The sequence below is a fragment of the Methylophilus sp. DMC18 genome (genome assembly GCF_056314005.1).
Window position 1 is genome coordinate 200,186 of sequence record NZ_JBQUZE010000002.1, and the last position, 21,030, is coordinate 221,215.

Below are 21,030 nucleotides of genomic sequence, written 5' to 3' on the forward strand. Positions count from 1 at the left end.
ATGATACCCGATAAAGTACAGTCCTTTTTTTACCAGGTGCCGTGGCGTTCAGCCAGTGTGCATAGCGGAGCGCATCAGGGGGTTCAGCGCGGCATTGGTGATGAGTTCAGCAAGCATGTCTCGCTGGTCGATTATCCAGATGCCAGACGGCTGGATTTGCGGCAAACCTTGCGTGACCCTTATGAACAGATCCAGATCCGGGTCTTCAAGCAAGAGGCTTCCACTCCGCTGTATGCCTTGTGTGATTTGTCCAGTTCCATGCAGTTCAAGGGGCACGTCAGCAAATATGAAACCTTGCAGGCGATAGCGGCTGCGGTTGCCTGCTCTGCCCATGAAAACAGCGATTTGTTCGGCATGGTTTGCTATCAGCATCGAGTGCTGCCAGAGCTCAGCCTGGCGCCTGGGCACCACGCCCAGCAATCCTTTGACACCATTGCGCAACTGACAGAAGTTGAGGCGGGGCCTCAGGATGGACAAGGGATTGTGGAGGCGACGGCCTGGCTGGGGCAGCAAAAAGGACTGGTGTTCTGGATCTCGGATTTTCACCTGCCCTTGTCGCTGATTGAGCAAAGTCTGAACAGCCTGTCTAACCATCAGGTGATCCCGCTGGTGTTATGGGATCCGCAGGAATATGAGCGCTTGCCACGGTTGGGCTTTGGCAATTTGCAAGATCCCGAGACGGGGCAGCAAAAAACCATTTTTTTTCGGCCCGCTTTGCGTGCCCGCTTTGTGGCGCAGTTTGAGCAGCGCAAGCAAGCGCTGGATCAATTATTCGCCAGGTTTGAGATTCGCCCGTTGTATGTCACAGGCGCGTTTGATGCGGCGATGCTTTCCGATTATTTTGAACAACTTATTCAATAGCGTGTGGCGATGAATCCATTTTTGATAGTTTGCTTAACCGGCTTGATCTGGATGGCACCAGTCAAGGCCGAATCCCTGGCCAAAGAGGATGCGGCACCACCTCAAGCGGTCGCCTCCTCTGCAGCACAGGCCATCCAGGTGTTGCATCTGCAAAATCCTGCGCACTATGCAGGCATTCAGATTGGCGATGTCCTGCTACGGCGCATCACGCTGTCCGTCCCTGAGTCGCTGCAACTGCTGTCAGACAAGTTGCCAATCAAGGGCGTGCAGCGAAACGGTATCGAGTTAAGGCAGGTGCAAGAGACGCATGCCAGACAAGCGGACAAAATGGTGTATACGCTGACGTTTGAGTATCAGGTGTTTGCCAGCAGCGGCCAGCCCGTGCAATTAGCCTTACCGCCCGAACAGATTGTGTTTACGAGTGGCGCCAGCGTGACGCTACCCGCCTGGCGCTTTTGGCTGATGGCGCAACTGCCTGACCGCATGCAACCGGCCAAACCTACCTTGCTGGGCCAGCACCGCGCAGCCTTACTGGACACACACCCTTTAAGCCTAGGCTTGCTGGTCAGTGGGGGGCTGGCTTTGCTGGGCAGTTTACTTTTGCTATACCGCAATGCCAGCTGGGCCTGGTTGCCTATGCTGAATGGCCCGTTCGCTCAGGCCTATCGGCGCCTGCAACGCTTGCCCGCCACCCAGGAGGGGGCAACCCGGGCGGCACTGGCGATGCAGCAAGCCTTTAACCAGCATTTTGGCCAGCAGATGCTGGCCAGTCAGGTTCCTATGTTTGTCGCCAAACAGCCTGCATTTGCGGCGTATACCGACCAGATTCAGCAGTTTTATGCGCAATCCAATACGCTGCTTTATGATGACCAGCTGCCTGCGGCAGCCGATTATCTGCAGCAATGCAAGATGTTGACACGTCAGTTGCGTAGTTGTGAGCGGGGCGTCTGATGCACAGCCTGAGTCCCTGGTTTTTACTCCTGTTGCCGGTGATTGCGGTCCCGTTTTTGCTGACCAGCCGCCATGCGCAAACTTACTCGTGGCTGGAGATGGTGCCGGACGATCCGTTCTCCGAGCGCATTCATCTATTGGTTAAGGCCGCAACGAGTCTGATGTTATTGTGCCTGGTGCTAGCCCTGGCCGGATTGCAGGGCGATAGCCATCAGGAAAAGAAAATCGGCAAGGGCGCACAAAGCGTGTTTGTGATTGACCGCAGCGTTAGCATGGATCATCCATTTGCCGGTCAAAGCGTGGGCGGGCGCGCCGCTGAAATCAAGTCTGCGGCGGCCAGACGACTGATTACCGCTTTTATTGACTCACGGCCTGATGACATGATGGGGGTGGTGGGGTTTACCAATTCAGCGTTGTATGGCATGAAAATCACCACCAACCGCGACGGTATTCACGCTGCGATCCAGGCAGCGACGGGGCCCGCCATCAACCAGACCAATATCGGGGCGGGTATTACGCATGCCGTGACCCTGTTCGAGCAGATTCCCAGTACCGGCTCACGCGCCATTGTGCTGCTGTCCGACGGCGCCGGGAAGTTAAGCCCGCGCGTCAAATACCAGATCCGCAAACAGCTGGTGGGTAAAAAGCTCAATTTGTACTGGATTGTGTTGCGTGAGCCGGACGACATCAGCATTTTTACGCAAAACAGCTATGACGATGACCATCTGCCCGAGGCGATTGCACTGGACCGTTTTTTTCAGTCGCTCAATATCAAATACAAGGCGTTTGAAGCGGATAACGCCACCGCACTCGAATCCGCCTTGCGTGAGATTGACGCCAAGGAAAAGAACCTGATTCAGTACGACATCATGATTCCGGGCCATGATTACGCCAGGGATTTGATCATCGTAGCGTTATTGCTGGGGCTGGCCCTGTTGTTGATTAAACAGATAAAGGTATACGAATGAGCATTTATCGCAAACATGCCAATACACTCTGGCTGGGCCTGACGCTGGCAGGCCTGGCAGGAACACTGTATTTTGGCTGGCAATTACACGCTGCACGCGCACTCAACGCCCAGATCGCTGCTGGCGAGGTGATTAAAACGGGCGGCCAGGCTTATCTGCAGAAATTTACTGCGGCGTATGACCAGGGTCAGCATGGCGACTATAAACATGCGGTGCAAACCTATGGCCAGGCCCTTGAGGCATCGCCACCTGCCAATGTACTGCCGCATATCCACTTTAATATCGGCAACAACCTGTTTTTGTCCGGCCTCGTACGCACGGTCAACGAAGATGGCTCGTTTCAGGATGAAGCCCGCTATGCGTTTAGCCAGGCCAAAATTGCTTATGAGCAGGCCTTGCGTTTGCAACCGGATGACCGGACGGCAAAATTCAACTTGTCGCTGCTGCATTCGGTCATGGCACGTGGCATGCAAGCCGGTAGCAAGGAGCAATCGCATATGGAACTCAGTAACTTACCGATAGGATTACCCTGATGCGTGGATGGGCGTGGTTAAGCAAACATTATGAGCCGGTCTGCTACGGTTTGGCCCTCGGCCTGCTCGGCTTGGCGCTGCTCAAGCCTGAGGTCCAGCTCAAGCAGCAGGTGCAGCATTATTTGATGATTGCCGATGTGTCACAAAGCATGAATGCAGAGGATGTGCTGCTGAATGAACAGACTGTGAGTCGCCTGGCCTATAGCCAGCATTTAATGAAGCAGTTGGTGCAGCGATCACCTTGTGGCACATACTTTAGCCTGGGCATTTTTGCCTCGGATAATATCGCCATGCTGCAAACGCCGCTGGAGGTATGCAAAAACCTGGATGTGATTAGCGACGGCATCGACCACCTGGAATGGCGCATGGCCTGGAAAGGCAACAGCCGCCTGAGCTTTGCCGTGCACGCGGCGACCCATGTCTATGATGCGCTCAATCAACCGGCGCAGATGCTGTTTTTCACGGATGGCGATGAAGCGCCGCGCGTCAATGTGACGATCAAACAGGATTTGAGCGGGGTACAGATTGGGGAGTTTTTCACCTTTGTCGGTGTAGGCGGCGCAGAAAAAGTGGCGATTCCGCGCTATAACTCTGCCAATAAACGCGTCGGGGACTGGCCGGTGAGCGACAACAATAACGCGGGGGCTGTTGGCGTGACTTATGCCGACCCCAGCCAGGATGAGCCAGACCCTCCTGTGGCTTACGCCGAGTATGACCGCATGCTGTCGCAACTGGAAGAAGACTATTTAAAATCACTGGCGGCCGAGTTTAAAGGCAGTTATGTCAAAGGCGTAGACCAGCCAGCTTTTTACCAGGCATTGGCCGCCAAGCCAGCCACCGCCAGCTTTGTCACCGATTACCCTTTACGCAGCTTTTACCTGCTGTCTGCCCTGGTGCTGATACTGGCGACGTATGTGCCCGATTTGCGCATGCGGCGAACGGCAGGGGCGCGCAGTTAATCCTGTGCAGGCATCAAGGTCAGGCAGGTAATTTCAGAAGGGGAACCAAAGCGGTTGGGGGGTCCCCAATAGCCGGTGCCGCGACTGACATAAATCCATAAGTCTTGCAGGCGGTGCAGCCCGGCAACATAGGGTTGTTGCAAGGGCACAAAGTATTTCCAGGGCCAGAACTGGCCACCATGTGTATGCCCGGATAGCTGCAAATCAAAGCCGGCCGCCTGGGCGGCTTCGGCAGAGCGTGGCTGATGCGCGAGCAGGATTTTAGGCGCCGCGGCAGGCGCACCGGCAATGGCGGCCTGAGGGTCGCTGTGGTGATCCTCGTAAAAGCTGCCAGCCGTATAGTCTGTCACACCCGCCACCACCAACGTGGCTTCTCCGTGCAGCAGTTGCACATGCTCATTGAGCAAAACGCGTATACCAAGACGTTCCAGTTCATGAATCCAGGCCAGGGCCCCGGAATAGTACTCATGATTGCCGGTGACAAAAAAGCTGCCATGGCGCGCCGATAACTGCGCCAGTGGGCGCGTGTGTTCCGCCAGTTCATGCACACGCCCATCCACCAGGTCGCCGGTAATCGCGATCAAATCCGCTTCCAGCGCATTGACTGCTTGCACGATGCGTGACAGATAGGGCTGCTTGATGGTCGGGCCGACATGAATATCACTGATTTGTGCAATCTTGAAGCCATGCAGGGCGGCCGGCAAGTTGCGTAACGGCACGCTGACATGGATGACGCGAGCCAGTTTACGTGCGTGAAAAAAACCAATCAGGCTGATAACGCAGGCAATCAGCAAGCTAGCGAACGCGGTTTGCCGTTCCAGCCATAAAAAGTCCACCTTAACGACTCCTGTCGCATGTAAGCCGGCGACGGCCAACAGCAATCCATCCCGCAGCACAGTGAATACAAGCAAAGACGAAAATAGCCCCATCACCGTCATGGCGATCCAGCTCACTCGGTCTCGGAGGGTTTCGCTACGTAAGCCCCGTGCCAGGAAAGCGACAGGTTGTAGCAAGGCGGAGAGTGCCAGTGCCAGCCATCCCAGCCATAACACTGTGCTCGGCCAGTCTAGGCCAGACAACAAGCGGCTGCCAATGTAGTAATGCAGTAACCCGACCAGGGTTGTGGTGATGATTAAAAAACGCAGGGGAGGCATGGTTGAGCTGGAATCTTTTATGAGGAGGTCTTAGCTTAGATGGCGTTTAAACGTTAAGTTTCAAGCCATGCGGTGTGGATGACCGCTTGAGCGGCCTGATTGCGTGGTGTCAGCAATCAGGCTGGTTAAACCATTGGTGCTGATATTGCTCAAAGGCCTGGATCGCCCTCGTAGGCCTTAAACGGGCATCTTGCAGGCATTTGCGGCGCCAGTCATCCAGCTGCTCCATGCTCAGGTGAATATGTTCGGCATGCAAAGACGGAAAGTGGCCATTGAGCAGCTGCGGCATATCGTGCAGGGCGAGCGAGACCTGGCTGCGGTAATACGCCAGTTTGTGTTCAAACTCGTTATCCAGCCTGCGATAACGTTGTAACAGGTAATTCGGGATGCGAGAAAAACGCAAGGCCTGGTCGGCACTGGCCAGGCGGCTAACGGCGCGCTGGACGATGCTGGCATCACAATGCAGGCCCTGGCTCAGGGTGTCGACAATGGTATTACGATGTATGCGCAACAGTTTGCCTGGGGTAGGAATCTCGGGCTGGTGCAAATAGGCATCCATGGCCCATTCGGCCGCGGCGTGCGTGAGCAGGCTGTGGTGTTGCCACTTGGCCTCAAAGGTCGGCACAAAGTGCTGGTGGGCCACTACGTCTGTGAGCAGATGCAGGTTATAGCCCACGCCCAATGCACGCTGGCGCTCATTTTTGCTTTGCAGGAGCTGCTGGCCGATGCCCCAGCCATGGCTATGGCTGAATGAGCGTGAAACCACAGCCAGGTCGGGCAGACAGGCACCAGCCATCACCAGTGAAGGGTAACGCTGGATCACGCCCAGCCAGGACAAAGGAAGCAAGGGCAGTGTTTGTAGCGGCAGGCTTTGTAACCACTGGTGAGTGTAAGCCACATGCGAATACAATCCCCATGCATGCGCTTCACCAGGCAGGGCGAATAACAGGCAACAGGTGATCAGTAAGGCTCGCAGTAACATGGGCGCACTTTGCGCCTGCTAAGTGACAGTTGCATGAAGTCTGTATGACATTGATATGAAAGTGATTTTGGTCATAAAACCATCATGAAGCGTTGTTAGACTCTGTAAAGTTTTTAATATGGAATCTGTGCAATACAGCATTTGTCATGAAAATATTAATGATTTCAGATGTCTACTTTCCACGCGTCAATGGCGTATCCACCAGCATCCGCACATTTGCGCAAAGCTTGCGCCAGCAAGGCCATGTGGTGCATCTGATTGCGCCCAAATATCCGGTGGCGATTGAGCAGTCTCAAACAGAAGACGAGCAGTGGATTACGCGCATCGATGCCCGCAAAATCGTGTTTGATCCTGAAGATTATTTGATGAAATGGTCTGCCTTGATGGACTATGCCGGGCATTTGCATACGGGTGACTACGACCTGGTCCATATTCATACGCCGTTTATTGCGCATTATGCGGGGCTTAAAATTGCCAAACAATTGCAGGTGCCTGCGGTAGAAACCTATCACACCTTTTTTGAGGACTATATGCACCACTATTTGCCCTGGGTGCCTCGCAGTCTGGCGGTGCGGATTGCACAATCGGTCTCGCGCAAGCAATGCCAGCAGGTGGATACCGTGGTATCGCCTTCGGCGCAAATGCGTGATGTGTTGCAACAATACGGGGTGACGACACCGATTACCGTGATCCCGACCGGGCTGGATGCCTCACGTTTTATTCCCGGTGATGGTGCCGCTTTCCGTGAGAAGTATGGCATTCCCGCTCAGCGTCCGTTGTTGCTGTTTGTTGGCCGCGTTGCACATGAAAAAAATATCCAGTTCCTGCTTGAAATGCTTTCTCTGGTGATTCAGGACCATCCTGAAGTCTTGCTGGTGATCACGGGTGAAGGCCCGGCAGAAGCCATGCTGAAGAAAATGAGCCGCGACAAGGGCTTGCAACAGCATGTCATGTTCCTGGGCTACCTGGACCGTGCCATTGGGCTCAATGCGGCCTATCAGGCGGCTGATATTTTTGTGTTTGCCTCCAAGAGCGAGACTCAAGGCCTGGTGCTGCTTGAAGCCATGGCGCAGGCCACGCCCGTGGTCGCGATTGCCGAGCTGGGCACGGCTTCTATCCTGCGTCAGGAGCAGGGCGCCCTGATTGCCAAAGATGACGAACTGCATTTCGCCGAACAAGTCCAAACCTTGCTCATTGATCGCCAATTGCGCGAACGCATCGGGAAACAAGGCAAGCGCTATGTGGAGCAAGTCTGGTCCAGCGATGCGCAGGCGACCAAGTTGATTGAGTGTTACCAGCGCCTGGTGCTCTCACATTTGAGTCTGGCCGCTTCCGCAACGGCTTAATACGCGGACGCGCGCCTTTGTCTACGATCGGGAAGATTGACGCTTGACGCTCGGGCATTGCCCAGCCAAGATGTGTGCAAGTTTGTGTTTAACAAACTCAATATAAAACACATCAGGAGAATCAAACATGTTTACAACCGATCAATGCTGTACGCTGGTGCCTTATTTTGAGGTACAAGCCGAACATCTGGCAGCATTCAAAGCACTGGGCGCAACATTCGTGGAAAAAACACGCCAGGAAGCAGGTTGCCTGCACTACGCTTTTTCGTTCAATGGTAATATCGCGCATTGCCGTGAAGGCTACCGGGACGCTGAATCATTGCTCGCACATCTTGAGAATGTGGCCGCCCCCTTAGCCGAGGCACTGAAACTGGCCAAAATTATCCGTCTCGAAGTGCACGCGCCTGCCGCCGAGATTGAAAAACTGAAACAGCCGCTGGCAGCGTTGAATCCTGACTTTTTTGTCCTTGAACCAGGGTTACGCCGTACTGCCTGAATCACGATCATCATCTGATCCTGGTTGAGCGTCCAATAAAAAGCGCCACGAGTTTCGTGGCGCTTTTTATTGGACGGTCTTCACGCAGACTAAGCGTTGTTTTGACAAGAGTGTTGTTAGGAAAAGGGATGTCGCATGACGTTGCAAGCGATGCAAAATATTAATCTGGTGTCGTTGCTAGACTCATTGTTGAGCTTGTCGACGGCTTTTGTTTGCGGGGCTATTATCGGCTTTGAGCGGCAATACCGCCAACGCACCGCCGGTTTGCGCACCAATGTGCTGGTGGCCATTGGCGCCGCCATTTTTGTGGATATGGCCAATCGGCTCATGTCGCATGATGGCGCGGTGCATGTGGTGGCCTATGTGGTCTCCGGTATCGGGTTTCTGGGCGCGGGCGTGATCATGCGTGAAGAGGGCAATGTGCGAGGCTTGAATACGGCGGCTACGCTATGGGGTTCTGCGGCCGTGGGGGCGTGTGCCGGTGCTGACCTGTTGCTGGAAGCCTTCTTGGGTACCTTGTTTGTGCTGGCGACCAATACCTTGTTACGCCCGGTCGTCAATCAGATCAACCGCAAACCCATCAATACCTTGCATGTGGAGGCGACAACGACGGTGTATGTGATTGCTGCGCGCCGTTATCAGAAAGAGGCGATGAGCTTGCTTGAAAGCACGCTGGAGCAAGCCAAATATCCGACCAAGCATTTGCAGATGCATGCATTTGGCAACGATTGTGTTGAAATTGAGGCCATGTTGCTGGCCAGTGCCATCCGTGAAGCCGAGCTGGAAGCGGTGATTCAGCAATTGTTGACCTCACCCTATGTATCACAAGCGTTCTGGAGCCCAAGCATGCTGGATTAGCTATTGGGCTGAAGGCGGCTCAATGCGCATCACGTGTTGTGAAAGCGCATGATTAACGCGCATAAAAAACGCCGCAATCTGCGGCGTTTTTTATAGCACGGGCAATTAACCAAACTTGCCGGTGATGTAGTCTTCGGTTTCCTTGCGGCTGGGGTTGGTGAAGATTTTGTCAGTGTCATCGTACTCGATCAACTCACCCAGATACATGTAAGCGGTGTAGTCGGACACACGAGCTGCCTGCTGCATGTTGTGCGTCACCACCAGAATAGTCAGTTTGCTGCGCAGTTCGACCATCAGTTCTTCAATGTTGGCTGTTGCGATCGGGTCCAGCGCAGAGGTGGGCTCGTCAAACAGCATGATTTCTGGATCAGTGGCCAAGGCACGGGCGATACATAACCGTTGTTGCTGACCACCAGACAGGTTAAAAGCGAGGTCATGCAAGCGGTCTTTGACTTCGTTCCACAACGCCGCGCCTTTCAAAGCTTCTTCAACCTTGTCATCCATAATGCGTTTGTTGTTTTCACCACGCACACGCAGGCCATAAGCCACGTTTTCATAGATGGATTTTGGGAAGGGGTTAGGCTTCTGAAACACCATGCTGATGCGCATACGCACTTCAATGGGGTCTACGCCTGAATCCAGCACATTGGTGTTGTCTGGATGCATCACGATCTGGCCCTGGTATTTGTTGCCAGGATACAAATCATGCATACGGTTGAAGCAGCGCAGGAAAGTGGACTTTCCGCAGCCTGAAGGGCCAATCAGCGCGGTGATTTTGTTCTCGTACAAAGGCATGGAGATGCCTTTGAGTGCGCGTGCGCCGTTGCTATAAAAAAAGTTTAAATCGCGTGCTTCGGCTTTAATTGCAGTAGTGACAGTGGCCATGAAGTTTCCTAATTCTTGTGTGGCATTACCATTTAATATTTTTACGGATTTTATAGCGCAACCAGATGGCTGTACCATTCATTAACAGCGTGACGATGATGATCAGCGCCCCGGTGGCTGCCGCATTGACATGGAACGCATGGTCAGGGCGGGACAACCAGTTAAACATTTGAATCGGCATCACAGTAAAGCCTGAAGATAACCATTCGAAATTCAGGAAAGGCGGCTCCAGCGTGATCGGGCTGGGTGGCAGGAAGGCAATAAAGGTCAGCGCACCAATGGTAATGATGGGGGCTGTTTCACCCAGTGCACGTGCCATGCCAATAATAATACCGGTCAGGATACCGCCATAAGAGTATTTAAATACGTGGTCATAGACGACTTGCCATTTGGTTGCGCCAACGCCGTAGGCCGCCTCACGGATAGACAGCGGGATAGAGCGGATCGCTTCTCGGGTTGAGACAATGACAATCGGTAAAATCAGCAATCCCAGGGTGAGACCTGCGGTCAGGATGCTTTGACCAAAGTCCAGCATGTAGACAAACAGACCCAGCGCCAGCAGGCCATAGATAATCGAAGGCACACCGGCCAGGTTGGACACGTTAATTTCAATCAGGTCAGTAAACCAGTTTTTCGGCGCATATTCTTCGAGATAAAGGCCAGCAGCAACTCCGACAGGGACTGCGGTCAGGAAAGTGACGGACATGACGAGCAAAGAACCTACCCAGGCAGACAGCAGGCCGGCTCTGGCCGCACGGCGTGACGGGAATTCAGTCAAAAAGTCCAGATTGAATTTTGGATAGCCATCCGCAATCAGTTGCCAGAACAGCAGCATCAGCGTAATCAGGCCCAGCATGAGGCAGATCAGGCCGATGGCAGCAAACAGGGCGTCATTACGCTTATGACGTTTAATCATGGCGCGGACTTCGGCCAGATTTTCGAGGACTGAGGCTTTATGTTCCATTTGGTATAACTTCCGCAAGTGCCGGTAAGCAAGGGTTACCGGCAGTGTATGGTGGTGATATTTCAGTAATAAGACAACGGGCAGACTTTACGAGTCTTTGTTTAGTAATTCTCGCGGTATTTCTTGCGTACCCAGTGACCCACGATATTGAAAGACAGTGTCATGATCATGAGTACCAGGCCGGCGGCAAAAATACTCTGGTAGCCTATGCTGCCATGCGGCAAGTCACCCATGGCCACTTGTACGATGTAGGCGGTAATCGTGGCAGCGCTGTCTAGCGGATTAAAGGTCAGGTTAGGCTGTTGGCCTGCTGCAATGGCAACCACCATGGTTTCACCCACTGCACGAGAAATCGCCAGAATATAGGCCGCCACAATACCTGAGACTGCGGCGGGTGTGACCACTTTAATCGCGGTCTGGAAACGGGTTGCACCCATGGCATAAGAACCTTCACGCATGCTCATGGGCACGGCGCGCATGGCATCTTCGGACATGGAAGCAATGTAAGGAATAATCATGACGCCCATGACAATCCCGGCGCCCAGCATGTTAAAACTGGGTAGCTGAGGGTAAATGGCTTGCAGCATGGGGGTGACAAAAAACAAGGCAAAGTAACCAAAGACAACGGTAGGCACACCCACCAGCAATTCCAGAATCGGCTTGATGGTTTCACGGGTTTTATGTGAAGCAAATTCAGACAGGAAAATTGCCGAAACGGTGCCAATTGGCACAGCCACGGCCAGCGCAATCGCGGAGGTGGTCAAAGTGCCGGAAACCAGCGGCATGATGCCGTAGTGCGCATCTTCAAACAGTGGCGTCCATTGGCTATCGGTTAAAAAATCGACGACAGACACTGTTTTAAAAAAACTCAATGATTCAAACAGCAAAACCCCCACAATTGCAAACGTGGTTGCCACTGCGACCAGCGCGGCGGTCATCAGGATGAATTCAATAATACGTTCTTTGACGTTACGACGAATGTTCTTCGCCAGTCGTGGGCTGATAGTCAGTTGCGCAGGTACTTGCATTGCTTGAGTCGCCATAGTGTGATCTGTCAGGGGTGGATTTTAGCGGATAATCGGTTGTTCAGGCCGGCTTGTCAGTAAAAAAGGGGCATTTAAGCCCCTTTGTCATCATTACTTGATTCGGGACAACAAATCAGTAATTTTGATACCGACTTCTGCTGTGCCGTTAAACCCTGTGCCTGGTTTCATGGCTTTGAAGTGTGTTTTCACTGCTTCGTAATCTTCTTTTGGCAGTGGCACGTATTTCACTTCTTTCACCAGCAGTGGCGCATTTTCCAGGTAGTAATTCACAAAGGCTTTCACTTCTGGTTTAAACGCAGCAGCTGTCGCGTTCACGTAAATGAACAGTGGACGTGACAATGGCTGGTAAGTCCCGTCCATCACAGTCGTTTCAGAAGGCAACACTGGTTTAGCCCCTTCTTTGGCAACCACTGGCACCGCTTTCAACTTGTCAGTGTTTTCCTGATAGTAGGCCATGCCGAAGTAGGCCATGCCACCCACGTTACCGGCAACGCCTTGCACCAGTACGTTGTCGTCTTCTGACGGTGTGTAATCTGTGCGGCTAGCTTTTGCCTTGCCATTAACGGCTTCGGTAAAGTAGTCAAACGTACCGGAAGCCGTGCCAGGACCGTACAGGTTGATGGCCTTGTCCGGGTAAGTGGCGTTCACTTCTTTCCAGTTTTTCACTTTGGAACCTGGTTCCCAGATTTTTTTCAGTTCGGCGACGGTGATTTGTTTCACCCAGTCGTTTTTGCTGTTCACAACCACAGTCAGTGCATCATAAGCGATAGGCAGTTCGATGAATTGAACGCCACCTTCTTTACAGGCGTCGATTTCTTTTTGTGAGATCGGGCGGGAAGCATCTGAAATATCGGTTTCGCCGCGGCAGAATTTTTTGAAGCCGCCACCAGTGCCAGATTCGCCAACAGTGACTTTCACGCCTTTGCTGCGTTGAAACTCTTCGGCAACGGCTTCGGTGATTGGGTAAACCGTGCTGGAACCATCAATTTTGATGATTTTGTCCGCAGCCGCTGCGGTGTGCGCGAAGGTAAAGGCCTGTGCGACCAGTGCGGCTATCATGGTATTGCGGAACAAACGGGTTTTCATCTAAGGACTCCTGTATTTGAGTGTGGTTTGTATGTGATGACGGAATCATAAAAACTTAATATGACAGAAATGTGACAAAAGCCAAAAAAGACCTTGGGCAGGTCCTTTTTAGCTTACGTCAGGCTTACAGCACACTTTCGCCGATATGGTAGGCGATGGCTGCCATGATGGCGGCACAAGGAATCGTCAGCACCCACGCCCAGACAATGCGTGACGCCAGGCCCCAGCGCACCGCGGTCATGCGGCGCGAGAGGCCGACGCCGACAATGGCGCCGGTAATGGTGTGCGTGGTCGACACCGGGATGCCCAGGCTGGTGGCCAGGAATAGCGCAATCGAGCCTGAGGTCTGGGCCGCAAAGCCGCCAGTGGGGCGGATTTTGGTAATGCCCATGCCCATGGTGCGCACTATGCGCCAGCCCCCAAACAGAGTGCCCAGCCCCATAGCCAGCTGACAGGCAATCACCACCCAGAAGGGCACATGAAAGTCACCTTGCAGATAGCCATTGGCAAACAGCAGCACGGTAATGATGCCCATGGTTTTTTGCGCATCGTTGGCGCCATGGCCAAGGCTGAATAAAGAAGACGAGATAAATTGCAGCTTGTTAAAGCGGCTTTCGATTTTATAGGGCGAGGATTTCTGGAACGCCCACATGATGCCGATAGAGAGCAACAGCGCCAGCAACATGCCAAATAACGGCGACAAGATAATGGCAATGCCAGTGCTGATGAGCTTACTGCCGAAAATGACGCCTTGGGTGCCGGAGTGGGCCATGCCTGCGCCAATCAGACCGCCGATCAGCGCGTGGGAGGACGAGGAGGGGATGCCGAACCACCAGGTAATGACATTCCAGGCAATCGCCCCGAACAAGGCACCAAACACCACGGTATTATTGACGATGTTGGGGTCTATGATGCCTTTGCCAACCGTGTCGGCCACATGCAGGCCAAAAAACAGAAAGGCAACAAAGTTAAAAAACGCGGCCCAGATCACGGCCGCCTGTGGCGTCAGTAAACGGGTAGACACCATGAGCGCAATCGAATTGGCCGCATCGTGAAAACCGTTCATAAAGTCAAAGATCAGCGCCACGATGACCAGCACTGCCATGACCACAATCACATGATCCATGGTCGTGTCCTAGATGCGTTCTAGCACGACACCGTGAATCACGTCAGCGACGTCTTCGCAGCTGTCGACCGCTTCTTCAAACAGGTCGTACAGTTTTTGTGAGCGGATCAAACTGCGTGCGTCACTGTCTTCGGCAAACAGCCTGTGCATGCCTGAGCGCATGATGTGATCGGCTTCGCCTTCGATCTGGCTGATCTCTTCACAGGTGCGCAGAATGCGTTCGGCATTTTTCATGTCTGACAGCATATGCACCGCATCCCTTACCTTTTCTGCTGCCCTTAATAAGATCTGTGCCAGGGCGACCATTTCGGGGGTGAACTTGCTGTGACCATAAATCTCGGCGCTTTGCGGAATCGCTTCCATAAAGTCAATGATGTCATCTAGCGCCATCGCCAGTTCACGGATTTCGCGGCGGTCAAACGGGGTAATAAAGGTTTTATGCAGTGAAAGCAGAATTTCCTTGGTGTATTCATCTGCCTCGGATTCGATTTTGCGGATTTCGGCAAAATGCGTTTCAAAGCCTGCCTGATCAACAACGGCCGCCATCAGCGCAAGGACTTTGGAGCCACGGACTGCACAATCAGCCAAACGGTTAAACAGGACAAAATAGTTATCGTTTCTGGGGCTGATCGCGGCCATGATGCGGCCGAAAGTGGCATTCGCCATTGAGGACTCCCTATACGTTCAAAAGTTTTGTGACAGTAATTTTACTATTTTGTGACAATGATTGTGACAAAAATATGGGGCCGTCTGAGTGTGGGCAGCGTAAGTTACGCCTGAACCAAGGGCATAGCTGCGTTATAATGCTGGTTTTTACATTTTTATACGCACAGAAAATGGAAGCCGAACACCTTAATAGTATTGCCAATGCACTGAGCGACCTGACTCAACGCCACGAAGCGCTTCGGGGGTATCTTTGACTACGAGAACAAGCAGCAACGCTTAGCCGAAGTTAACGGCCTGCTCGAGGATCCTAAAGTCTGGGATAACGCCGAAAAAGCGCAAAATCTGGGCAAGGAAAAACGCATGCTTGAAAGCGTGGTCATGACGCTGGATGATGTGTCTCAGTCATTGTCCGATAGCCGTGAATTGTTTGACATGGCGCGTGAAGAGGGTGATGACGACACATTGCTGAGTGTGGAGGCTGATGCCCAGAAGATAGAAAAAATCGTTGCCGAGATGGAATTCAAGCGCATGTTCTCGCAGCCGATGGACGCCAACAATTGCTTTATTGAGTTTCAGTCCGGCAGCGGTGGCACTGAAGCACAAGACTGGGCCGGCATGTTGCTGCGCATGTACTTGCGTTACGTAGAGCGCAAAGGTTTCAAAGTCGAAGTGCTTGAGGAATCTGAAGGCGACATTGCCGGGATTAAAGGCGCCTCGATTAAAGTGACTGGGGATTATGCGTTTGGCACCTTGCGTACCGAAAGCGGCGTGCATCGCCTGGTCCGTAAGTCGCCCTTCGATGCCAACTCCAAGCGTCATACCAGCTTTGCCAGCGTGCAAATCTTTCCGGAAGTGGACGATTCGATTGAAATTGAAATCAATCCTGCAGATTTGCGCATTGATACTTACCGCGCCAGTGGTGCCGGTGGTCAGCATATTAACAAGACTGATTCTGCCGTGCGGATTACCCACTTGCCAACGGGAGTAGTCGTGCAATGCCAGAATGACCGTTCACAGCATAGAAACAAAGAAGAAGCGATGAATATGCTGAAAGGCGCCTTGTATAACCTGGAACTCAGCAAGCGTAATGAAGAAAAGCAGGCGCTGGAAGATGCCAAAACCGATATTGGTTGGGGTCACCAGATTCGTAGCTATGTGCTGGATCAAGGACGGATCAAAGACTTGCGTACCAATGTTGAAATCGGCAATACGCAAGGCGTGCTCGATGGTGATCTCGATCCGTTTATCATGGAAAGCTTGAAGCAGGGCCTGTAATAGATGTCAGAAGTCAGTGATGTAAACGCGTTTGAGGAGTTCCTCAAACCGGGAGTCTATGTTCAGGATATTGATGCATTGTTTCCCCTGTTGCAGTCCTCACACATCATCGATGTGCTGATCGGGCTGTTCCGCGGCGGCCGTGATGAAGTCATGATTCGCCTCGCCGTGATGCGTGAAATTGCAGCCCGGGCAGAGTTGCCGGAGTGGACGCCAGCCCAGTTGCAAAATCACCTTTCTTTTATTGATGCCACCAAGCTGGAAACCGTGTTGCACCGCTTGCGCAGCCACGACTTGCTGCAATGGGACGCAGACCGCCGCGTGTACCAGATTTCTGCCGCGGGCCGCATGGTGTTGTCTGCCATCAGTGGCTTGTTGCGGTTTGGCGAAGCTGATGACGAGTTGGGCTACCTGATGTCGCAGGCGGCGGGCGGCAGTGCCGTCGGTGAACTCAGTGCCGAGCACTTGAGTCACGTGCTGGCCAAACTCACCGAATACGAACATTTTTTCCAGGAAGCGATTGCCTCAGGTTCCGAGTTCAGGCTGAAGTCGGCGCAGGCCAGATTGAGCAAGGCGCAACCCTGGATTGAAAAAGCCACGGCACTGATCAATACCATTTCAGAAAACGGCATGGATGATGCCGGTTGGCAAATTGTGCATAAAATTGCCAGCCAGCAGTCGCGTTTACTCAATATGGCCTCGGTCTTTCAGCGTGAACTGGCCAAAGTGGCCAGGCAAAGGGTCATGCTGTCGCAAGGCGGCCTGAGCTCCACCGAGTTATCCGCCTGGTTGCAGCAACGCAGCGTTGAGTCGCTGGCGCAAATGGGCGCGCGGATGGCAGTGACACCAGAACCGCTGTTTGTGCTGCCCGACGTGATGCTGGATATTGCCGATGACGTGCTCGAACGTGAAGTGGCAGTGCCTAAAGTCTCTGTCATGCCCCCGGATGTGGAAGTCGCCCCTGCGCAAACCGAAGCCTTTTCTTACCCGCCACAACTCACCGACCTTACGCGTGTGCTGGCACAACTCGAGGACGATAGCGCATTGCCAGATGTGGTCGTTGGTGGTGGCTTTGCCCAGGCGTCTTACCGCTATTCCCTGCTGACCTTTTTGGGTGAGAAGCATGAGGATGCCGACTTGAATGCGCTGGCAGAACAACCGTTCCGTCTAGCGCACGCACTGGATGCGCCATTGCAAGCCGTACATCGAAACGAGGTGGCCGCCATGACCGCCGGTCAATTAATTAAACATACGCCAGCCAAGGAGGGTTAACCGCATGCAACAAACAAGCGAACAACTGGCCGCCAGACTGATTGCTCATCGTTATTTACCACGTTCTGATGAAGTCATCAGGCGCGTGCTGTTCGACCTGGATTTTCGGGTCTCGCTCGAAAACAACCTCAAGGCTTGCGGTTTGCGCTTGCTGGACAACCCTTATGCCAGCCACGTGGCGGTAGGGCTGCACCAGGACGCAGAGCGTGCCGTGATGGATGATGGTCAGCAATGGCTGAGTAACAATATTGGGTTGCCCAAAGATACACTCGCCCTGACCGTGGTGCTGTGGGCCTTGATTATCCTGCCCAAGCGCGAACGTCAGTTGGGGCGGGAAGCCGCACTGGAGTCACAAGGCGAGTTGTTTGGCACGCTGGTTAAAGCCGAGCCGTCAGAGGAGTTGTCACGCGGCATCCCCGAAAACGTGTTGCTTGAGGATTTTGGCAAGTTGCTAGGCGGCAAAGGCCGTATCAGTAATTTTGCCTTGCCACAGTTATCGCGCCTGGGACTCATCGAACGCCGTAACAAGATTATTTACGAAGGTCCTTTACTCGACCTGGTGTTTGACTATGCCGAAATGGCCCCGCGCATCATCCAGGGCGCCCTGGGTGATCTGATCCGCGAACAGTCGCAGAGCGCTGGCGCGGGTCAGGCAACTTCTTAAATCAATGAACACACAGAAAGACGATCAATAAGATGTTCAGGTTAAATCGACTGGAAGTCGTACATTGGGATTACTGGCAACGTTTTGTGGTGCCGCTGGATGCTTCCATTATTACCATTGTCGGGCCCAATGGCTCGGGCAAAACCACGCTGCTGGATGCCATGCGTACCTTGCTGGCGCTGGAATGCTCAGGCTCTGGTTCAGGGAAACGGGATTACAAGCGCTATGTGCGTCGCAACGGCGAAGATTTTTGCTGGTTGCTGGGCGTGGTAGACAACAGTCGCCCTGTCGGGAGCAGCAAGCGCCCATTCGGCATTCCGTTCATGCAGGACAAAATCACACTGGCTTGCCATATCGAGAAAAAAGGCGGTGACTGGGTGCGGCATTACTGGGTGGCCGATGGTGAAGTGGCACTCAAGGACATAGCACAACAGGGCCAGGAATTTGGGGTGCGCGATTATCAGCGTCTGCTGCATGAGGCCGGATTGTCGCCCGCCATTGCCCGTGTGCTGTCACTCGAGCAAGGCCAGACCGACAAGTTATGCGAATACAAGCCACGCGAGTTGCTCGATTTGGTGTTTGATGTGTTTGGTGACAAAGAGATTCTGACCCGCTATCAGGAGGCCAGGCAGCATCAGCGGGCCACCGAACAGGAGTTGCAATACACACAAAATAACCTGAAGGCGCTGGAACACAGCCTGCAAACCCAGGAGCAGCGTGTGAACCGCTATCTGGAATGGCAGCAGCTGACCCAGGAGCAGGCCTTGCTGGTGGAAGAGGTGAAACCCCGGCTGGAGTTTTACCAGTTGCAGGAAGAAGCGGAGCGTGCAGCCCGCAGTCTGGATGCCAACCGTAAAGAGCGTGAAGGTCTGCAGGCAGACCTGTCGGCCAAGACCAGTGAACTGGACTATCACAAAACCCAGGCCGAGCATTTGCAGAGCCAGCAGCAAGCCACGCGTCTGCATGAAGCCGACTTGAGCCAGCAGGTTAACCAGCTCAACAAGGAAGAGGGCAAGCTGGAAGCGGTCCTCGAGCAGAAGAAGCTGCTTGAAGCACAAGCGGCATTGAGTGCCGACGTGGTGCAAGCAACGACCGAGCTGGGGCAGCTTGAGCAGCAGCGTAGTGCCTTGCAAAACCGGTTATGGGCCAAACAGCAACAGCAGCAGCAATGGCAACATACCCTGGAAAACCTGAGCAGCGGGCGCCGGGCAGATCCACACGAAGTGACGGAGTTCAGGCAGACGCTGAGTAAGGCCAATATTGCGCATGACACACTGGCCGATATTCTGGAAGTGACGGATGCCGGTTGGCAAACAGCCGTTGAGGCGGTATTGGCACCGTTTGCGCATGTCATCATGCTGCACAGTGAAAAACAGGCCGAGACGGCCTTTGCCCTGGGTGAAAGTCTGAAGTATCGTCACCTGATTGTGCCGGAAAGACAGTTGGCCGGTTTGCCGCCCAAAGGCTCCTTGCTGGAAGTGATTAAACTCAAACAACCGGTGGCGCCCTGGATGCTGGCGATGCTGGAACGCACGCAACGGGTGGAGGATACTGCCGCCGGCGTTGCCTTGCCACGCGGTGAGGACTGGGTGACGCGTCAGGGCTACTTGCGAGAGCGTCGTGGTGGCCGGCATGCGGCACCGAATGAACCCAGGTTTGGTAAAGCCAGGCTGGAGAGCTTGCGCCAGAACCTGCAACAGATCGAAACCGAGATCAATGCCTTGCAGGATGAACTGCATCCGTTGCGGCAGCAGATTCAAACCCTCAAAAATGCGCTGGCTGGGGTCGATGCGGCCGCGCAACTGGCGGCACGTGCTGAGCAGTTTGCCAGCGTTGAGCGGCAGTACGCGGACGTCAAGGCACAACGGCAGGCGGTCGGCGAGAAGTTGTATGAAGTGTCGCAACTGAATACACAGCTGGAGGAACGTATCCGCGAGTCTATCCGTGCTCAGGAAAGCATACGCAACAAGATTGCCCAGTTGCAAAAAGACATTGTCGATAAAGAAAACCGTGAAGGCTGGGCTGAACAAGAGCGTCGGCTGGAGCGTATCCGTCACGACCAGCAGAAATTGCCCGCAGACTGGCAGGAAACTGCGGCCAACAAGCAGCTGCTCGAAAAGTGGGAGAGCCCACGCTTGGTGGATATTCAAATTGAACAGATAGCCAAGCGACTGGAAACGCAAAGTTGGGAGACCGACCCTTATGTAATCGCCATGCGCGACAAAATGCAGGCGGATTACCTGACGCAAAAAGAGGATGTTGAAAGCCGCGAACGTGACAACCGCGCTGCACAAACGCAAACCGAACATGCCCGTGAAGCCTATATTGGCCGCTTGCGTTACTCGGTGAGCAAGTACAGCAAAAACCTTAAAGAGCTGGCCAAAATGGCCGATGTCGACGTCGATTGTGCGCCGGTCGCGCTGGAGGCAGATGATCTGACCTTGTCACAAGCTGGGCTCGAAGTGCGGTTTGGCTTTGACGACAAAGGCTTGTCTGGCATGAATGATGGGGATGCTTCTGGCGGTCAGCAGGTCATGAAGTCACTGATTTTGCTGGTGGCGCTGATGATGGAAGAAACCCGGCCAGGTGGGTTTGTCTTTATTGACGAGCCGTTTGCACACCTGGATATTTTCAACATCAAGCGCGTGGCCAGGTTCCTGCAGGCGACCAAGGCACAATACCTGCTCACGACGCCGGTGACCCATAACGTCGATGTGTATGACCCTTCGATGTTGACGCTGGTCACCGCCAAGAAGCAGGCGAATGCCGGCTGGGCGCCGCGGGTTGGCGTGCTGGTGCGCGAGCATTAGTCTCCGATTGTCCGGTCATGCCCGGGCCGGACAATCGCCATTCGATACAAACCGCTACATTACGATACACCGTTGCCGTTATGCCGCGCTTACAATGACCTGGTGATGATGACATCAAGCAGGAGGTG

The 21,030-nt window shown here is 53.6% G+C and carries 20 protein-coding genes; 12 read left to right on the plus strand and 8 right to left on the minus strand.

The window, feature by feature from the left end:
• From ACT53G_RS04890 to ACT53G_RS04910, 5 genes are read left to right on the plus strand one after another with little or no spacing between them, the layout of a single operon-like run.
• On the plus strand, window positions 1–861 hold the full coding sequence (locus ACT53G_RS04890) for a DUF58 domain-containing protein (RefSeq protein WP_476168854.1): 861 nt from the start codon (window positions 1–3) through the stop codon (window positions 859–861).
• A 51-nt stretch (window positions 862–912) separates the two neighbouring features.
• Window positions 913–1,812: a hypothetical protein gene (locus ACT53G_RS04895; protein WP_476168855.1), complete on the plus strand. Its 900-nt coding sequence runs from the start codon at window positions 913–915 to the stop codon at window positions 1,810–1,812.
• Entirely contained in the window at window positions 1,812–2,780 is a 969-nt protein-coding gene (locus ACT53G_RS04900) for a vWA domain-containing protein (protein ID WP_338654699.1), read from the plus strand. The genes ACT53G_RS04895 and ACT53G_RS04900 overlap by 1 nt, the downstream gene beginning before the upstream one ends.
• Window positions 2,777–3,313 carry a hypothetical protein gene (locus tag ACT53G_RS04905; protein WP_476168856.1) on the plus strand — a complete coding sequence of 179 codons (537 nt, stop codon included), beginning with the start codon at window positions 2,777–2,779 and terminating at the stop codon, window positions 3,311–3,313. The genes ACT53G_RS04900 and ACT53G_RS04905 overlap by 4 nt, the downstream gene beginning before the upstream one ends.
• Window positions 3,313–4,272, plus strand: coding sequence for a VWA domain-containing protein (locus ACT53G_RS04910; protein ID WP_338654695.1), 960 nt, complete (start codon window positions 3,313–3,315; stop codon window positions 4,270–4,272). Before ACT53G_RS04905 ends, ACT53G_RS04910 begins: the two co-directional genes overlap by 1 nt.
• Here the strand turns inward: ACT53G_RS04910 and ACT53G_RS04915 are convergent.
• The gene (locus tag ACT53G_RS04915; protein ID WP_476168857.1) at window positions 4,269–5,426 is read right to left on the minus strand and encodes a metallophosphoesterase; all 1,158 of its coding nucleotides are present in this window, start codon (window positions 5,424–5,426) and stop codon (window positions 4,269–4,271) included. The two genes, ACT53G_RS04910 and ACT53G_RS04915, sit on opposite strands and share 4 nt — an antisense overlap.
• Window positions 5,427–5,535: 109 nt before the next feature.
• A complete protein-coding gene (locus ACT53G_RS04920; RefSeq protein ID WP_313988285.1) occupies window positions 5,536–6,408 on the minus strand; it encodes a zinc dependent phospholipase C family protein in 873 nt (290 codons plus the stop codon).
• Window positions 6,409–6,554: 146 nt separating this feature from the next.
• Here ACT53G_RS04920 and ACT53G_RS04925 point away from each other — a divergent pair, with 146 nt between their 5' ends.
• From ACT53G_RS04925 to ACT53G_RS04935, 3 genes are all read left to right on the plus strand, one after another.
• On the plus strand, window positions 6,555–7,754 hold the full coding sequence (locus ACT53G_RS04925; RefSeq protein ID WP_194748147.1) for a glycosyltransferase: 1,200 nt from the start codon (window positions 6,555–6,557) through the stop codon (window positions 7,752–7,754).
• Window positions 7,755–7,881: 127 nt separating this feature from the next.
• A complete protein-coding gene (locus ACT53G_RS04930; protein ID WP_313988280.1) occupies window positions 7,882–8,250 on the plus strand; it encodes a putative quinol monooxygenase in 369 nt (122 codons plus the stop codon).
• A 135-nt stretch (window positions 8,251–8,385) separates the two neighbouring features.
• Window positions 8,386–9,108, plus strand: a complete 723-nt coding sequence (locus ACT53G_RS04935) for an MgtC/SapB family protein (protein WP_228518754.1) — start codon at window positions 8,386–8,388, stop codon at window positions 9,106–9,108.
• 105 nt (window positions 9,109–9,213) lie between these two features.
• Here ACT53G_RS04935 and pstB read toward each other — a convergent pair whose 3' ends face one another.
• The 6 genes from pstB to ACT53G_RS04965 form a co-directional block, all read right to left on the minus strand.
• A complete protein-coding gene (pstB, locus tag ACT53G_RS04940) occupies window positions 9,214–9,993 on the minus strand; it encodes a phosphate ABC transporter ATP-binding protein PstB (protein WP_194748145.1) in 780 nt (259 codons plus the stop codon).
• A 25-nt stretch (window positions 9,994–10,018) separates the two neighbouring features.
• Window positions 10,019–10,957, minus strand: coding sequence for a phosphate ABC transporter permease PstA (gene pstA / locus ACT53G_RS04945; protein WP_194748144.1), 939 nt, complete (start codon window positions 10,955–10,957; stop codon window positions 10,019–10,021).
• Between the two features lie 101 nt (window positions 10,958–11,058).
• A complete protein-coding gene (gene pstC, locus ACT53G_RS04950) occupies window positions 11,059–11,985 on the minus strand; it encodes a phosphate ABC transporter permease subunit PstC (RefSeq protein WP_194748465.1) in 927 nt (308 codons plus the stop codon).
• A 108-nt stretch (window positions 11,986–12,093) separates the two neighbouring features.
• Window positions 12,094–13,089 (minus strand): PstS family phosphate ABC transporter substrate-binding protein, encoded by a 996-nt coding sequence (locus ACT53G_RS04955; protein ID WP_194748142.1) that lies wholly within the window; start codon window positions 13,087–13,089, stop codon window positions 12,094–12,096.
• A gap of 124 nt (window positions 13,090–13,213) precedes the next feature.
• Window positions 13,214–14,215, minus strand: a complete 1,002-nt coding sequence (locus tag ACT53G_RS04960) for an inorganic phosphate transporter (RefSeq protein ID WP_194748140.1) — start codon at window positions 14,213–14,215, stop codon at window positions 13,214–13,216.
• Window positions 14,216–14,224: 9 nt separating this feature from the next.
• Window positions 14,225–14,881 carry a DUF47 domain-containing protein gene (locus tag ACT53G_RS04965; RefSeq protein WP_194748138.1) on the minus strand — a complete coding sequence of 219 codons (657 nt, stop codon included), beginning with the start codon at window positions 14,879–14,881 and terminating at the stop codon, window positions 14,225–14,227.
• A 170-nt stretch (window positions 14,882–15,051) separates the two neighbouring features.
• On the opposite strand from ACT53G_RS04965, the gene prfB reads away from it, so the two are divergent.
• The 4 genes from prfB (at window position 15,052) to ACT53G_RS04985 (ending at window position 20,902) form a co-directional block, all read left to right on the plus strand.
• A protein-coding gene (gene prfB / locus ACT53G_RS04970) for a peptide chain release factor 2 (protein ID WP_194748464.1) occupies window positions 15,052–16,156 on the plus strand; the annotation gives its coding sequence in 2 pieces (ribosomal slippage) (window positions 15,052–15,132 and window positions 15,134–16,156; 1,104 coding nt in all).
• A 3-nt stretch (window positions 16,157–16,159) separates the two neighbouring features.
• The gene (locus tag ACT53G_RS04975; RefSeq protein WP_476168858.1) at window positions 16,160–17,428 is read left to right on the plus strand and encodes a hypothetical protein; all 1,269 of its coding nucleotides are present in this window, start codon (window positions 16,160–16,162) and stop codon (window positions 17,426–17,428) included.
• 4 nt (window positions 17,429–17,432) lie between these two features.
• Window positions 17,433–18,092 carry a hypothetical protein gene (locus ACT53G_RS04980; RefSeq protein ID WP_379075613.1) on the plus strand — a complete coding sequence of 220 codons (660 nt, stop codon included), beginning with the start codon at window positions 17,433–17,435 and terminating at the stop codon, window positions 18,090–18,092.
• 32 nt (window positions 18,093–18,124) lie between these two features.
• Window positions 18,125–20,902 (plus strand): ATP-binding protein, encoded by a 2,778-nt coding sequence (locus ACT53G_RS04985; protein WP_476168859.1) that lies wholly within the window; start codon window positions 18,125–18,127, stop codon window positions 20,900–20,902.
• Window positions 20,903–21,030 lie beyond the last annotated feature (128 nt).

Bases quoted from the DNA above. Each gene is read 5' to 3' on its own strand.
- ACT53G_RS04890 (WP_476168854.1), top strand. From the start codon at position 1: ATGATACCCGATAAAGTACAGTCCTTTTTTTACCAGGTGCCGTGGCGT.
- ACT53G_RS04895 (WP_476168855.1), top strand. From the start codon at position 913: ATGGCACCAGTCAAGGCCGAATCCCTGGCCAAAGAGGATGCGGCACCA.
- ACT53G_RS04900 (WP_338654699.1), top strand. From the start codon at position 1,812: ATGCACAGCCTGAGTCCCTGGTTTTTACTCCTGTTGCCGGTGATTGCG.
- ACT53G_RS04905 (WP_476168856.1), top strand. From the start codon at position 2,777: ATGAGCATTTATCGCAAACATGCCAATACACTCTGGCTGGGCCTGACG.
- ACT53G_RS04910 (WP_338654695.1), top strand. From the start codon at position 3,313: ATGCGTGGATGGGCGTGGTTAAGCAAACATTATGAGCCGGTCTGCTAC.
- ACT53G_RS04915 (WP_476168857.1), bottom strand. From the start codon at position 5,426: ATGCCTCCCCTGCGTTTTTTAATCATCACCACAACCCTGGTCGGGTTA.
- ACT53G_RS04920 (WP_313988285.1), bottom strand. From the start codon at position 6,408: ATGTTACTGCGAGCCTTACTGATCACCTGTTGCCTGTTATTCGCCCTG.
- ACT53G_RS04925 (WP_194748147.1), top strand. From the start codon at position 6,555: ATGAAAATATTAATGATTTCAGATGTCTACTTTCCACGCGTCAATGGC.
- ACT53G_RS04930 (WP_313988280.1), top strand. From the start codon at position 7,882: ATGTTTACAACCGATCAATGCTGTACGCTGGTGCCTTATTTTGAGGTA.
- ACT53G_RS04935 (WP_228518754.1), top strand. From the start codon at position 8,386: ATGACGTTGCAAGCGATGCAAAATATTAATCTGGTGTCGTTGCTAGAC.
- pstB (WP_194748145.1), bottom strand. From the start codon at position 9,993: ATGGCCACTGTCACTACTGCAATTAAAGCCGAAGCACGCGATTTAAAC.
- pstA (WP_194748144.1), bottom strand. From the start codon at position 10,957: ATGGAACATAAAGCCTCAGTCCTCGAAAATCTGGCCGAAGTCCGCGCC.
- pstC (WP_194748465.1), bottom strand. From the start codon at position 11,985: ATGCAAGTACCTGCGCAACTGACTATCAGCCCACGACTGGCGAAGAAC.
- ACT53G_RS04955 (WP_194748142.1), bottom strand. From the start codon at position 13,089: ATGAAAACCCGTTTGTTCCGCAATACCATGATAGCCGCACTGGTCGCA.
- ACT53G_RS04960 (WP_194748140.1), bottom strand. From the start codon at position 14,215: ATGGATCATGTGATTGTGGTCATGGCAGTGCTGGTCATCGTGGCGCTG.
- ACT53G_RS04965 (WP_194748138.1), bottom strand. From the start codon at position 14,881: ATGGCGAATGCCACTTTCGGCCGCATCATGGCCGCGATCAGCCCCAGA.
- ACT53G_RS04975 (WP_476168858.1), top strand. From the start codon at position 16,160: ATGTCAGAAGTCAGTGATGTAAACGCGTTTGAGGAGTTCCTCAAACCG.
- ACT53G_RS04980 (WP_379075613.1), top strand. From the start codon at position 17,433: ATGCAACAAACAAGCGAACAACTGGCCGCCAGACTGATTGCTCATCGT.
- ACT53G_RS04985 (WP_476168859.1), top strand. From the start codon at position 18,125: ATGTTCAGGTTAAATCGACTGGAAGTCGTACATTGGGATTACTGGCAA.